Annotated in this window: 13 protein-coding genes; 5 read left to right on the top strand and 8 right to left on the bottom strand. The window is 62.5% G+C overall.

The window, feature by feature from the left end:
• Positions 1–981 precede the first annotated feature (981 nt).
• Positions 982–1,437 (bottom strand): hypothetical protein, encoded by a 456-nt coding sequence (locus tag MJO58_RS14650; protein WP_239719848.1) that lies wholly within the window; start codon positions 1,435–1,437, stop codon positions 982–984.
• Between the two features lie 403 nt (positions 1,438–1,840).
• Here MJO58_RS14650 and MJO58_RS14655 point away from each other — a divergent pair, with 403 nt between their 5' ends.
• From MJO58_RS14655 to MJO58_RS14665, 3 genes are all read left to right on the top strand, one after another.
• Entirely contained in the window at positions 1,841–2,848 is a 1,008-nt protein-coding gene (locus tag MJO58_RS14655) for an NHL repeat-containing protein (RefSeq protein ID WP_259608699.1), read from the top strand.
• 163 nt (positions 2,849–3,011) lie between these two features.
• Positions 3,012–3,599, top strand: coding sequence for a hypothetical protein (locus MJO58_RS14660; RefSeq protein WP_239719851.1), 588 nt, complete (start codon positions 3,012–3,014; stop codon positions 3,597–3,599).
• Positions 3,600–4,301: 702 nt separating this feature from the next.
• Positions 4,302–4,667, top strand: coding sequence for a tyrosine-type recombinase/integrase (locus tag MJO58_RS14665; RefSeq protein WP_239719852.1), 366 nt, complete (start codon positions 4,302–4,304; stop codon positions 4,665–4,667).
• Between the two features lie 749 nt (positions 4,668–5,416).
• Here MJO58_RS14665 and MJO58_RS14670 read toward each other — a convergent pair.
• Together MJO58_RS14670 and MJO58_RS14675 are read right to left on the bottom strand one after the other, a co-directional pair.
• The gene (locus MJO58_RS14670; protein WP_239719853.1) at positions 5,417–6,112 is read right to left on the bottom strand and encodes a GntR family transcriptional regulator; all 696 of its coding nucleotides are present in this window, start codon (positions 6,110–6,112) and stop codon (positions 5,417–5,419) included.
• 1 nt (position 6,113) lies between these two features.
• The gene (locus MJO58_RS14675; protein ID WP_090602693.1) at positions 6,114–6,755 is read right to left on the bottom strand and encodes a carboxymuconolactone decarboxylase family protein; all 642 of its coding nucleotides are present in this window, start codon (positions 6,753–6,755) and stop codon (positions 6,114–6,116) included.
• Between the two features lie 183 nt (positions 6,756–6,938).
• On the opposite strand from MJO58_RS14675, the gene MJO58_RS14680 reads away from it, so the two are divergent.
• Entirely contained in the window at positions 6,939–7,736 is a 798-nt protein-coding gene (locus tag MJO58_RS14680) for a glycerophosphodiester phosphodiesterase family protein (protein ID WP_217493130.1), read from the top strand.
• On the opposite strand, the gene MJO58_RS14685 is transcribed toward MJO58_RS14680, so the two are convergent.
• Positions 7,733–8,425, bottom strand: a complete 693-nt coding sequence (locus tag MJO58_RS14685) for a cutinase family protein (protein ID WP_090602698.1) — start codon at positions 8,423–8,425, stop codon at positions 7,733–7,735. The genes MJO58_RS14680 and MJO58_RS14685 overlap by 4 nt on opposite strands.
• A 111-nt stretch (positions 8,426–8,536) precedes the next feature.
• On the opposite strand from MJO58_RS14685, the gene MJO58_RS14690 reads away from it, so the two are divergent.
• Positions 8,537–9,220 (top strand): class I SAM-dependent methyltransferase, encoded by a 684-nt coding sequence (locus MJO58_RS14690; protein WP_090602701.1) that lies wholly within the window; start codon positions 8,537–8,539, stop codon positions 9,218–9,220.
• Here MJO58_RS14690 and mmpH read toward each other — a convergent pair.
• The 4 genes from mmpH to MJO58_RS14710 form a co-directional block, all read right to left on the bottom strand.
• Positions 9,201–10,277, bottom strand: a complete 1,077-nt coding sequence (mmpH, locus tag MJO58_RS14695; RefSeq protein WP_090602703.1) for an MMP endo-(1,4)-3-O-methyl-alpha-D-mannosidase — start codon at positions 10,275–10,277, stop codon at positions 9,201–9,203. The genes MJO58_RS14690 and mmpH overlap by 20 nt on opposite strands.
• Positions 10,264–11,022 (bottom strand): class I SAM-dependent methyltransferase, encoded by a 759-nt coding sequence (locus tag MJO58_RS14700; RefSeq protein ID WP_090602705.1) that lies wholly within the window; start codon positions 11,020–11,022, stop codon positions 10,264–10,266. The genes mmpH and MJO58_RS14700 overlap by 14 nt, the downstream gene beginning before the upstream one ends.
• Complete coding sequence (gene manT / locus MJO58_RS14705; RefSeq protein ID WP_090602708.1) at positions 11,016–12,272, bottom strand: MMP alpha-(1->4)-mannosyltransferase; 1,257 nt, start codon at positions 12,270–12,272, stop codon at positions 11,016–11,018. The genes MJO58_RS14700 and manT overlap by 7 nt, the downstream gene beginning before the upstream one ends.
• Positions 12,273–12,593: 321 nt before the next feature.
• Positions 12,594–13,217 carry a TetR/AcrR family transcriptional regulator gene (locus tag MJO58_RS14710; protein ID WP_090609060.1) on the bottom strand — a complete coding sequence of 208 codons (624 nt, stop codon included), beginning with the start codon at positions 13,215–13,217 and terminating at the stop codon, positions 12,594–12,596.
• Positions 13,218–13,245: the final 28 nt, after the last annotated feature.

A 13,245-nucleotide genomic window follows, 5' to 3' on the forward strand; every position in this document is an offset into this window, starting at 1 on the left:
TCAATTCTCACCTGGGCGTTTAGCTGCGTTAGCTGTGCAAGTGGCATCACGAACCCGCTGGTCAGGACGTTGAGCTGTTCAAGCTGTGCAAGCTGGCGGAAGCTGTGCTGCGGACGCACTGCGGACGGGCGACGGGGTCGGGTGTTTCGAAAACCGTTTCAGTCGGCACCACTCGGTAGGGTCATGACCGCAAGAGTCAGCAGGGCCGAGGAGACACGATCGCGACTTCGGATTGGCAGCCAACCGACGAACTGTGTGAGCGGTGCGAACAGTCCAAGTGGGGTCAGTTGACCACCACCCCTACCGGGCAGTCCCCGCGGTCCTCGCGGAACAGTTGGTACACGCGGTGCTTCAACCCTGAATGCCCGCTGGGCCGGCTTCCGCAGTAGGGGAACCGTTGGGTGACGTAGCAAAGTTGCACCACACGGTGCCCCAGTTCTATTTGCGTGGGTTCGCAGATGCCTCCGAGCGGATCACGATCGTGAAGTTGCCGGGAGACAAGCGTTACACCCAGGTCGTCAAGAAACCGCGGCCTGTTGGCGCGACTACGGACCGAGGACTACACCAGTTATCGAGCCGCGCGATCACAGGCCGCCGATCGATTCGGTGTTTCTGGAGTTCCGCAGGGCCCGGGTGTCTAGACGTGATTCGTCACGCCTGTCTTACGATGAAGCGTCTCGTGGTCTCGACTTCAATCTGCGCGACCGCCGTTGAGGAGCAAACACATTCGTTTTCAGCAACCGAGAGCTTCTAACTCCTCGAGCAGCCGCGGGATCTTCTTGAGGAACACTTTGAGAGTGCCGAGCATGTTCCGCCCTCCGCTACCGGGTGCGGGTCGAGGAATTTGGAGCTGCATGCTCAAGTTGAACGTTCAGGTCAACCTGCATCCGTTGCGTGATGTTCTTGGTTAGGCGGCAGTGAACTCCGGCGGCCGTCGTACCAAGTTGTAGCGGCTTGTCCGCCAGCTCAACCTTCACGACTTCATAAAATTCGCCTGGGGGACGCTTCATTATCGTTTATGGCGTAGTAGGCGATCACCAGATTTCGGCGCTTATCGATATTGACCAGGTCACGCAACGCCGCCAGAAAATGCTCATCTGAGGTGGACGAATTGTAAGGCTGCGTGCTCTCGATGAGATCCGATACAGCGGGGGCGAACCATCCCGCCTTGCTGACGAACTGGTCCTTCCGGTTATGAATCGGATAGCTGATGTCTTGGTCCCTCATTTTCGGCTTCCGCGGGCGAACATGTGTGTACACCGCGTGATCTAGTGCAGCGCGGGCGTTGGTCAAGATGTCGCCAATGAGCACCGCCCAGTCGTCTGGGATAGGTGGCGCTGCGGCCACTACCGCCGTCAGGTAGAAGTCCGGCTCGTTCGGCTTGTTAGAGATGGATCCAGTGGCGAGCTCGAAGGGAGTCTCTCGGCGGAATTTCATCGCCGCCCTATGCAGAGCACGCCTATGCTTTTCTGCCCGCGCTAGCTTTCTCCTGGCGCTGGGAATCCCACTTTCAGCCATAACGCGGGCTGCAACTCGAAACGGACCGACATCCGCGCTCGGCAGCCAGTTCCGTCGCTGACGAATGTTTCAGGAATCACCCAAACTCGCAGCAGTAAGCAGCATCAAAACGACATGTGATGGTCACCCGGCGCCTTGCGTGAGTCACTTTCGGGCCACCTCGCATTCGCATTCGCGTTTCGGGGTTGCCGGCTGGTATGGAGACGGTGGTCTCGAAGCATTTTTGCACACGAGGGCAAGCCGACTTCGGTTAGTTGGCGAATCGGAGATGAGGCCTGGACCAGTGGTGAAAGCCCACCTAGGATCTGCCTAGAACTCAGCCGTGAAAGGTTTCGTGGTGACGGTTGTCGGTACTTTGCAGGTAGCCGTGATTGGGCTGGGTGTCGCCATCTTGTTGGGTCTGTTTTTCGGAGGCTTGACGGTTCTTGGAACGTCTGTGCCAGAGATCGAAGGCAAAGTAAAGAGAACTCTCGCCTTTTTTCTCGCTGCTGGCTTTCTCGCGGGGGGTGTCGGTTGGGTGGTGTGGCCGTGGCCATGGAAGACCGAACCGATACCTCCGCCTTCTCGGCAGACCCCCCTGAATTTTCACGACACCAACACCGTCAGACACCCCGCCGGTTTGGCGCTGGACAACAACGGCTCTCTCTACGTCGCCGACCACGACAACAACCGGATCATGAAGCTTCAAGCCGGCTCAAACACCCCGACCCAGATATTAGAATTCACCGACCTCCACTGGCCCTCAGGTGTAGCGGTGGACACTGCTGGCAGCGTCTACGTCGCTGACACCAGCAACAACCGGGTACTGAAGCTCGCCGCAGGCTCGACGACCCCAACCACCCTGCTCACTGGCCTCAACAGCCCCCGAGCAGTTGCGGTAGACGCCAACCGCAACGTGTACGTCACCGACACCGGCAACCACCAGGTGCTAAAGGTGGCGGCGGACTCGACCACCCCGACCCCGCTCCCCTTCACCGGCCTCACCAGTCCCGTCGCTGTGGCGGTGGACATTGTTGGCAGCGTCTACGTCACTGACGTAGACGCCCTCCGCGTGTACACGTTGCGGAATGGAGCGCCACCCCAAATAGAACTCTTTTCCTACGCTAACCTCAGCGGGCCCAAGGGCATCGCGGTGGACAGCAGCCTGCACGTCTACATCACCGACTCCAGCAACCGGGTGCTCAAGGTGGCACCCGACAACAGCACCCCGACCCAGCTGGACTTCACCAATCTCAGCAACCCGACAGGCATCGCGGTGGATAGCAGCAACGGCAACGTCTACGTCGCCGACTGGGGCCACGACCAGGTGCTGAAACTGCCGCCCAAATAGACGCGCGCAGCGCTACTGCGTTCCAGTGCAAGCACATTCGCGTACTCGGCGTAGCCGTGACCAGCCCGCCGATAAACTCGCGATATGAGCGACAACAGCTAACACCACCTAAGAATGTGTGGCGTTGGGCGCTTACTGTCTGGGGCTTTGTAACAGGAACACCATGGACAGCGACCAGCGCTTTCAACCACTTGCCGATCATGCGCATCGATTGCTGGATCGATTCGATCTCTTCGGCCAACTCGGCGGCGGGCACATCGTCGGGGTCAACGTCGGCGATGATGTGGCCCCAGTTCAGCTGTCTTTCCATCTTAACGGTTTTGACGGCTGCGGTCTTTCGGCCGCGGGCGGATTTATGTATCGCCACAACGGGTTCCGCAGTTCCAGCGTCGTGGGTTTCGTCGCTCAACGCAAGATCGTGCAGCGCGCTGGTTATCGCCACTGGGCTGCCCATCGCGTCGGCGACTTCGATGGCTTTGTCGGGCGAGACGTCCACCATCGCATCAGCGATTTTGCGCGCGTCTTGGCTCAAGGTCTTCAGCCGTCGCAGAAAAGAGTCGAGCGGCAGGTCGGGTTCCTTGGGCTCGCGGCTGGTTTACACCGACCTTTCAGCGCTTCACGCAGCGATTGCTCGGAATCTAAATCCGCAACGCGTTTCGTTTTTGCGAGCCGCATGTACAACTGCGCGGTCCTCTTCGACAGTTCAAAGTTTTCGTCGAGCCACGCCCCCATGTGCCATGAACACACTTAGTCTTCGTCAAGTTCAGCATGGTGCCGAACTACCCCGCGGCCAGCGTCGCACTCTGCGTGGAGTGTTTCGCCTCGGCGAGCAGCACTCTGCCCTTCACCACCAACGTAGGAAAGTCTTACCGGCACCCACGTCCCGCCGCGCGATGCGCAGGTGACCTTGCAGCAGTGGTGCGATGAGTGGATTGAAGGCTACGGGAACAATCGGGACAGCAGCGCCCGCGTCGCCCGCACCCAAAACTTAAGGTGATCTGCGAAGAATTCGGCCGCATGCAGTTGTCCGCGGTGCGACCCTCACACATTAGAAAGTGGACCGCAAAGCTCAAGGAGAACCGCCGTGAACCCAGCTACATCTATGTGGTGTACGGCCGGTTGTCCCAGATCCTCAGCGACGCCGTATACGACGGTCGCCTCGGCCGTAATCCGTGCTCGAAGAAAACGGCACAGCCCAAAGGCAAGCCGAAGGTGTACGTGGCTACCACCGAGCAGGTGTGGGCCATCTATGACGCGGTGCCGGACACCTTGAAGGCAGCGTTGCTGCTGGGTGCATTCGCCGGGCTGAAGGTGGGGGAGGTGTCCGGCCTGGGAGTGTCGGACGTGAACTTTATGGTGGGCATCGTGCACCCCAAGCAGCAGTGGGCAGGAGCGCCGCTGGAAGAGGGACCCCAGCGATGCGCCCGTTACGATCCCACAGGATTTGTCGTTGATGCTGTCCGCTTCGGTGCAGAAATACCCCAGCGAAATGATGGTGACCAACAAACGCGGCAAGCCGTGCGGCCCGTGGACTATCGATCAAGCCATCCACGATGTTCGCAGCGAGATCGAGGGTCTGCCCAAAACGTTCGCCTTCCACGATTTCCGCCACTACTTCGCGTCGCAGTTGATCGCCGAGGGCGCCGACATTCAGACCGTGCAGGCGCGGATGCGCCACGACCTCGCCAGCACGACATTGAACACCTATGCCCATTTATGGCCTGATGCCGACGAGTCCACCCGGACGGCGGCAGGCAACGTAATCAGGGCGCGGACGCAGGCAATTGCGGACGCAGTGCGGACGGAGGGGCAGGCGTAAATGCATCAGGCCAGGTCAAACCCATTAGCTAGGTATATGCCCGAAAATTCACGGTCAATTCTCATGATCACGCGTGGTTTGGTCTCAGGATTGGCAGGGCATCCTGGACACGAACACATAACACGCCTATAGCTTTGCGGCTGAGTCGGTTGGTCTGAGAGGAGTTGACGATCATGGCGAATGCACCAGATTCGACGGTTATTTTCCTTCAGTCACATCCGGCTTGGATTGCGGCCCAACGACGTGAGCGCGAGTGCGCCGAATCCATGCGTCGTCACCCGTCATTCCGGGGCCGCCGAGGCGCTACCGGGGTTGATCACGCGGTCGCCGCTGGGGGACGTCACTTCACGGTTTATTCGAGCGGCGACACTCCCGCGTAAGGGTTTACCCGGCCCGATACCTGTGTTCTGGCCGCGCCGCGGTCCAATCACCAACTCATAACCGGCGATTAGCGGTTACCGGATGTTTCAGGTCAGATGTGATTCCGGATAATTCTCGGTATGCCGCGAACACACCGAACGAAGGCCCTAGCGAATCCGGAATCAGCCACATAGCGCGCTTATTCATGAGCTGGAGCGCTACATCGCGGCACACAATCCCGACGCGGGCGACGTCACCGTGGTGACTGCGACGGACGCGGGTCAAGCCGACAAGGGCGATAGGCCGGTCAGGCACTGGTACCACGTCACCTACGAAGCCTGAGGGCGTTGACCTCGATGCCGTACCCGAACCGCTCGCGACCGCAACGGTCACGAGGCGTGGGATTCGGCTTCGGGACCAGAGTGCGATCGCACTGCCAGGACACCGTCGCGCCCCTGCATGATGTGCTCGGCCATCAGGGCGCCGGCGCGGCCGGGTTCACCGGCAGCGATCGCGTCGCGCACCATCCGATGAAAGAGGTTGGAGTGCTCGCTCTCGGCCCGCGTCTGATGCCGGAATACCTGATATACCAAGGGAATGTCGACCGCATGCACGAGCAGTGCGGAAAGTCTGCGGTGCTGCGCCCCCTCCACTACGCCTTGATGAAAGGCGCTGTTGGCGGTTGTGATTCGGCGTAAACCGGCGTCCAGCGAGCCGATGGACACGAGCTCGATCCCCGCGTCGAACTCCGCGATCGCCGCGTCGAGTGTGGCGATGCCCTTGGCACCCATCCGGGTCGCGGCACGCTCGGCAGCCAGCGACTCGAGTCGGGCACGCAGCTCATACTGGTCCCGGATGTCGGTCTCGGACATCGTCGCGACGACGGCTCCCCGGTTTCGCTCGATGACGACCAGGCCGTCGGCGGCCAAGGCCCGCAAGGCTTCTCGCACTGGAGTGCGGGACAGCTCGAACATCTCGCCAATGCGTTGTTCGACCAGCCGTGAGCCGGGCTCGAAATCGCCCTCGGCGATCGCGCGCCGGATCAGCCGGTACGCCAAGTCTGATCGGCCGTCCATCTCGGTCATCTCAGTCGCCCCCGGATGTCGCGGCGCCAATATCCAGCACGCCGCCGCCCTCGGGGTCGTCAACCTCAACGATCGGGTCGTCGACGTCGTCGAACTCCAGGCGCAACGCCCGCGACATGATCGCGTGCATGACGTACATGGTGGTGGTGTAGGTGAATTCGAGGATCTCGGTGTCGGTGAATACCTCCCGCAGTTGCGTGAACAATCGCTCGGGCACCCGGCCATGTTGGCCCGCAAGACAATCCGCGTATGCCAGCAACAGCCGCTCGGTGTAATCGAAGCAGTCGGCGGTTTCCCACGACGGTATCGCCGCGATCTTCTCCTCGGACAGCCCGGCCGACCGGCACGCCTTACAATGTTGGGAGTAGACGAACTTGCTGCCGACCACCCAGCCCGCCCTGATCTGACCAAGCTCGCGGTGATCGGGCCGGATACTCACTTCCTCGCGGTATAGCCGAAAGCCACGCACGGCATGGCGCAGCGCAGCGGGGGATTGGGCCATCACCGTCCACCAGTTTCCCGGGGTCCCGCCGACGGTCCCAGGTTCGGCGACCGGATCACGATCACCGAACATGAAGTCGTACATCTTCAGCGTGAATTCGTCGTTGACCTCACCCCGGGGAACAGGATTCAGGCGCGGCATTGCGAGTCCTCTCGACTGAGTGCAAATTGCATTCAATCCCAGCCCTAGCCGCTACGTCAACGCAGTTCGCAGGTATGTGATCCCCCGGATTGCGTACAGTCTGGTGAGACCGTCGCTGTGGGCACGAATGGAATTCGGTCCTTTGCTACGCCGATCCCGGTCGTGCGACGTAGCCTTAGCCCCATGAGGCACGGCGACGAGCCAGCGTGCGAGTATCTTCGCCACACCGGGCGAATTGCCATGGCACACAGGGGATTCACGTCGTTCAAGTTTCCGATGAACACCATGGGCGCGTTTGACGAGGCTGCCAAGCTCGGATTCCGCTACATCGAGACCGACGTCCGGGCTACCCGAGACGGTGTGGCGGTGATCCTGCACGACCGCCGACTCCCGGCGCAGTGCGGGTTAGCGGGCACGATCGACCGTCTGGCGTGGCGGGATGCCCGCACGGCGGATCTCGGTGCGGGGCAGACGATCCCGTCGCTGGAGGAGCTCCTGGTCGCGCTGCCGGCGATGCGGGTCAACATCGATATCAAAGCCGAGTCGGCCATCGAACCCACAGTCGAGGTCATCGAGCGGCTCAACGCACACGACCGGGTACTGGTCACATCGTTCTCCGACCGCCGCCGCCGCCGCGCGTTGGGCCTGCTATCAAAACGGGTCGCGAGTTCGGCGGGCACGATCGCGTTCCTGGCGCTCGTGGCCGCGAAGACCACGGCCAGTCGCTCATATGCCTGGCGGATGCTGCACGACAGCGACTGCTTACAACTGCCGCCCCGGCTGGGTCGCCTGCCGGTCATCACACCGGCGCTGGTCCGGGCCGCTCACGCCTCGGGGCGTCAGGTGCACGCATGGACGGTCGACGACCCGGAGACCATGCGCGCCCTGCTCGATATCGGCGTCGACGGCATCATCACCGATCGCGCCGATCTACTTCGCGACGTGCTGATCGCCCGCGCCGACTGGTCGCCGCTGAGTTAGAGCTTGCTTGCCGCGAAGTCGGCGGCCTGGTTCGCCATGCCGGCGTCGATGTACGCGCTGGCCAGATGCTGTGGCCAGTTCTCTTTCCAGGTGTTTGGGTCCGCGGGATTGCAGACCGGGTCGGCGCCGTGGCACAACTCGATCGTCCGGTCGTTGTAGGTCGGGTTGAAGTTCGTGATCGGCCCCACCCACTGACTTCCGTTGCCGAACAGCGCGACGGCGGCGATGTGCTGATCCATGCCCGCCGGCAGGGGGCTGTCGAACCCGAACGCGCTGATCGGCGCGGCGAGCACCACATCGGTCACCGCCGCGCCGAGCGAGTAGCCGCCCAGCACGAGTCGGGTGTCCGGGCAGTTGTTGGCCATGTCCTGGATGTGGTGACTCATGTCGTTGGCGCCGATATCGACCTGCGTATCAGCGGGGTACTTGACGGCATAGGAGCCGAAGCTGCGGTTTCCAACCTTGGAGGAAAGCGCGTTGATGAACGCGTTGCCGAGCACACCGGGCCCCGGCGACTCGTAACGACCGCGGGCGAACACCACCTGAACCTGAGGACAGCTGGCGGAGGCCGATGGCAGGGCACCCGACGTCCGGGAGAGCAGGACCGCGGGAGCCAATATCAGTGCGCCTGCGATCACGACTGCCGCGAGGCACACACCACATGATTTACGGAGAAATAGAGCGCGCACAGCAATGATGTTAAGACGAACTCGCCGCCCGCGCCCGGCTGGGTGAACTGCTCCCGGTACTGAGTTTGACCACGCTGTTGGTCAAAGCATGCCGGACGATAGGTTCACCTGATGAGCAACACCGACACGAGTGCACCCGAGCGCTTGTTCGCACTGGCCGAACAGGTGACGGGCTTCATGCCAGACGACGAAGGTCGCGCGCTCTATGACGCGGCGCTGCGGTATCTGGACGGCGGTGTCGGTGTCGAGATCGGTACCTACTGCGGCAAATCCACCTTGCTGCTCGGTGCAGCGGCACAGCAGACGGCCAGTGTGCTGTACACGGTCGACCATCACCACGGCTCCGAGGAACATCAGGCCGGCTGGGAATACCACGATGCCTCGTTGGTCGACGAGGTCACCGGACTGTTCGACACCCTCCCCACGTTTCGACGCACGCTCGACGCGGCCGGACTCGACGACCACGTGGTCGCCATCGTGGGCAAGTCTCCGGTCGTGGCCCGCGGGTGGCGGTCACCGCTACGGTTCTTGTTCATCGACGGTGGCCACTCCGAGGCCGCGGCGACCGAGGACTTCAACGGATGGGCAAAGTGGGTAAGTGTCGGCGGGGCCCTGGTCATCCATGACGTGTTTCCCGATCCAAAGGACGGCGGGCGGCCACCGTATTACATTTATTGCCGCGCAATAGATTCCGGCCAATTCAACGAGATCTGCGCGATCGGCTCGCTGCGGGTGCTCGAACGCACCAGCGGCCGGGTGGGCGAGCCGCTCGAAGTTACCGCCCGGGGCCGGTAGCGACGCACTCGCAATCGAAGTCGGTCTGCAGACCCAGCGGTAGCTCGTCGCCACGGAAGATCCCCGCACCTCCGGTGGTGTCCGACAGCGCATCCGCCGCCAAGATAACCGCGGCGCCCGTCCACGCCGTGCGCTCTTCGGGCCAGCGCTTTCCGTCGGCGAATACCAAGCCCGTCCAATACGAGCCGTCCTTTTCACGTAGGTGCTGCATCGCCGCGAATTGCTGGTGCGCGACCGACCGTTGACCCATCGCGTCGAGCGCCAGGACCAACTCACAGGTTTCGGCGCCGGTCACCCACGGCCGGTCGTCGACGCAGCGGATGCCAAGGCCGTCGACGACAAAGTCGTCCCAGCGGTGCTTGATGCGGGCGGCCGCGGCCGGACCTCGCAGTGCGCTGCCGAGGATGGGGTAGTACCAGTCCATCGAGTAGCGGTCTTTTTCGGTGAACGCCTCGGGATGCGCGACCAGCGCATGGCCCAGCCGACCCAGGGCCAGCTCCCATTCGGGTTGCGGATCGTCCACTAGAGCGGCCAGCGCCAACGCACACCGAATGCTGTGATACACGCTGGCGCAACCGGTTAGCAGAGCTTCGCGCACCGGGCCCGTTTCGCTTCGCGCCCAACAGATCTCGCCATAACCGACCTGCAGGTCGATGACGAAGTCGATGGCCTTGTGCACCACCGGCCACATCGATGCGGCGAAGGACTTGTCGCCGGTGACCAACACGTAATGCCAGACGCCGGTGGCGATATAGGCGCAGAAATTGCTGTCACTGTTGGCGTCTTCGATTGTCCCCGAACGAAATTGGAGGGGCCAGGATCCGTCAGAACGCTGATTACGGCGACTCCACTCATAGGCGGCTCGGGCCGGTTCCAGTAATCCGGCCGCGGTGAGCGCCATGGCTGATTCGACGTGATCCCACGGGTCGGTGTGACCGCCGTGGAACCAGGGGATGGCACCCGATGACTCCTGCTCGGCGGCGATGGACAGGGCTGTCTGGCGACACTGCTCCGGACTCAACACACCCGGAACCGCCGGCGGCCTATATCGATGCAACTGAATACCCCAGGGTTGCTTCGGTTCCCGTCTTCTGTGCCTTGGTGAAGTACATCGCGACGCTCTTGCCCACGAGCGGGTTGAGCACCGACTCCGCGATCCGAGTAAGCCGCGGCCGCTGCATGAGGTCCCAGACCAGAAGCTTGTGGTAGGCGGTCACCACTGGATGATCGGTGTTTTCAACTCCTACAGCACACTTCAGCCACCAGAACGGGGAATGAAGTGCATGCGCGTGATGCGAATGCGTCAATTCCAGGCCATTGGCCGCGATCTTGTCCCGCAGCTCGCTGGCCCGGTAGATACGGATGTGGCCGCCTAGATTGGCGTGATATTCGTCGGACAGCAGCCAGCACACTTGTTCGGGAAGCCAGCGGGGCACGGAGACCGCTAGGGTCCCGCCGACTTTGACTACCCGGATCAACTCCGCGATCACCGCATCGTCTTGGGTGACGTGTTCCAGAATTTCGGATGCGATCACGCAGTCGAATGTCTCGTCTGGGTACGGCAAGCTCAACGCATCGCCGACGACCGCCTCCGCCGTTGCCGCAGCGGGTGCTTCGCCGTTTTCGGCCATCGCGCGAAGAATGGTTTCCACGGACTTCAACTCGGCCTCGTCGCGGTCGAACGCGATGATGTCGGCACCGCGGCGATACGCTTCGAACGCATGCCGACCGGCTCCGCAGCCCACGTCGATCACCTTGCTGGACGGGCCGATGCCGAGCCGATCGAAATCGACCGTCAGCATTGCAGTTCGCCTTCGGTGAGGGCACTTCGTGCGATCGCCCGCTCATAGATCCGCACGGTCTGTGCGGCGACGGCTTCCCAGCTGAACACGCTGACTGCGCGCGCCCGTCCCGCCTTGCCGAGGCTGCGGCGCTTTTCCGGCGAGTCAAGGAGCTCGCCGAGTGCGCGGGTCAGCGCATCGACATCGGCGGGCGGGACCAACTCGGCGCAGGCGCCGTCGGTCCCGAGGACCTCGGGCAGCGCACCTACCCGGCTCGCGACGATCGGGGTACCACTCGACATCGCCTCCACGGCGGGCAGCGAAAACCCTTCGTAGAGCGACGGTATGCAGGCGACCTCGGCCGAGGCGAACAGGGCGGCCAACTCGGCATCGGTGAGCCCGCTGGAGATGTGGACAATGTCCGAGATCCCCAGTTCGGCGATGAGCTTGTGGGTGGGCCCGTTGGGTTCCACCTTGGCGACGAGCCGCAACTCGACATCGCGGTTCACCCGAGTCTTGGCGACCGCATGCAGCAGGGTGCTGACGCCCTTGAGCGGGGTGTCGGCGCTGGCGATCGCGATCACCCGGCCGGGCCGGCGTGGACCCAAATCCGGTTTGAAGAGCTCGGTGTTCACCCCCAACGGCACCACGTGCAGCTGTTCGGGCAAGACACCGAAATCGGAGATGATGTCGGCCGCGGACGACGACGAGACCGTCAAGAGCTCCGGGATCTGACGCGCCACTTGTTGCTGCATGTCCAAGAATCCATACCAGCGGCGTACCAACGGCTTTCGCCACCACTTAGCCGCGGCGACATCGAGGACCCGGTCACGGGTGATCGGGTGGTGCACGGTGGCCACGACCGGCATTCCGGTGGCGGCAATGGTCAACAGGCCGGTTCCCAGACTCTGGTTGTCGTGGACGACGTCGAATTCGGATGCACGCTCGGCCAACAGGCGCGCGGCGCGCAGCGTGAAAGTCCGCGGCTCGGGAAAGCCCGCCGTCCACACCGTCAGAAGTTCCCGGAGGTCGATCGAGTCGTGGATCTCGCTGGGGCGGGGGATTCGGAACGGGTCAGGCTCTCGGTACATATCGAGGCTTGGAACCTCGGTTAATCGCACCCGAGGATCGAGCAATTCCGGATACGGCTGCCCCGAGAACACTTCGACATCGTGACCAAGTTCCACCAGACCGTGGCTGAGATGTCGTATATAGACGCCCTGTCCGCCGCAATGGGTCTTACTACGGTAGGACAGCAAGGCAATTCGCATACTCAACTCTTCTTTGCTGGTTAACGAACGCGGAGGGCGCCGAATCCATTGCCGTCAACGGGCTCCCGAACTCCGTGACAGCAAACTGGACATGTGTCCAAACTATAGTTCGATCAGCTAATCGACGCAACGCGCCATCGGTGCCCTTCAATACTAGGTAGCGGCGATTTTCGTCCGTCGGCGAGGTCCGCTGGATAACTGTCCCCGATCGTGCGGAGCCAACCAAGAGTCGGAACATGTTGTGAGCCAATGGGCTGAGCAGTGCTGGACCCGACGGCATCTTTGTTTGCTGGGTTGTCGGCCAGTGGTGCCGCCGACGCATCAGCGATCGAACACGTCGGACAGGGCGTCGGAGACCATCTCCTCCGGGTCTTGGTCGATCTCGACATTCCGTAGCTCGCCCTCGATCGCGAGGGATGCGATGCCATGCACGAGCGACCAGAGCGGTCCGGCGATCTCGCGCGGCGCTCGGCCGCGCAGCAGCCCGGCGGCCTGGCATCCGGCGATCGCGTCAAGCAAGACTCCGAAGGCTTGACCTGCGGCGACAGCCAGGCTCGGATGCTTGGTCTTGTCGGTATCCGCGCCGAACATCACCCGGTACTGGTCCGGATGCCCGATGGCCCAGCGGACGTAAGCGCGGCCGATTTCGATCAGCTTGTCGGTCGGCCCTGACGCGGCCTCGGCGCCGACGGTCAATGTGGCGTGGAGGTCGAGAAATCCCTGCTCGGCAACGTTAGCGAGCAGGTGGGCCTTGTCGGTGAAGTGACGGTATGGCGCCGCAGCGCTGACGCCCGCGCGCCGGGCCGCCTCGGTCAAGGTGAAACCCTTTGGCCCCCGCTCGGCCACCAGCGACAGCGCGGCGCTGGTCAGCGCTCGTTTGAGGTCGCCGTGGTGGTAGCTGTCCCGGCGGGCCTTCGCCGTCGCCGGAGACTTCGTTCCAGACATGTTGACGACATTAACATGCGGCATTATG

Origin of the sequence: Mycobacterium lentiflavum, assembly GCF_022374895.2 — a bacterium.
Taxonomy (GTDB): domain Bacteria; phylum Actinomycetota; class Actinomycetes; order Mycobacteriales; family Mycobacteriaceae; genus Mycobacterium; species Mycobacterium lentiflavum.

What these genes read in the sequence shown, in the direction of transcription:
- MJO58_RS14650 (WP_239719848.1), bottom strand. Translation starts at nt 1,437, where the DNA reads ATGAAATTCCGCCGAGAGACTCCCTTCGAGCTCGCCACTGGATCCATC.
- MJO58_RS14660 (WP_239719851.1), top strand. Translation starts at nt 3,012, where the DNA reads ATGGACAGCGACCAGCGCTTTCAACCACTTGCCGATCATGCGCATCGA.
- MJO58_RS14665 (WP_239719852.1), top strand. Translation starts at nt 4,302, where the DNA reads ATGCTGTCCGCTTCGGTGCAGAAATACCCCAGCGAAATGATGGTGACC.
- MJO58_RS14670 (WP_239719853.1), bottom strand. Translation starts at nt 6,112, where the DNA reads ATGACCGAGATGGACGGCCGATCAGACTTGGCGTACCGGCTGATCCGG.
- MJO58_RS14675 (WP_090602693.1), bottom strand. Translation starts at nt 6,755, where the DNA reads ATGCCGCGCCTGAATCCTGTTCCCCGGGGTGAGGTCAACGACGAATTC.
- MJO58_RS14680 (WP_217493130.1), top strand. Translation starts at nt 6,939, where the DNA reads ATGAGGCACGGCGACGAGCCAGCGTGCGAGTATCTTCGCCACACCGGG.
- MJO58_RS14690 (WP_090602701.1), top strand. Translation starts at nt 8,537, where the DNA reads ATGAGCAACACCGACACGAGTGCACCCGAGCGCTTGTTCGCACTGGCC.
- MJO58_RS14700 (WP_090602705.1), bottom strand. Translation starts at nt 11,022, where the DNA reads ATGCTGACGGTCGATTTCGATCGGCTCGGCATCGGCCCGTCCAGCAAG.
- manT (WP_090602708.1), bottom strand. Translation starts at nt 12,272, where the DNA reads ATGCGAATTGCCTTGCTGTCCTACCGTAGTAAGACCCATTGCGGCGGA.
- MJO58_RS14710 (WP_090609060.1), bottom strand. Translation starts at nt 13,217, where the DNA reads ATGTCTGGAACGAAGTCTCCGGCGACGGCGAAGGCCCGCCGGGACAGC.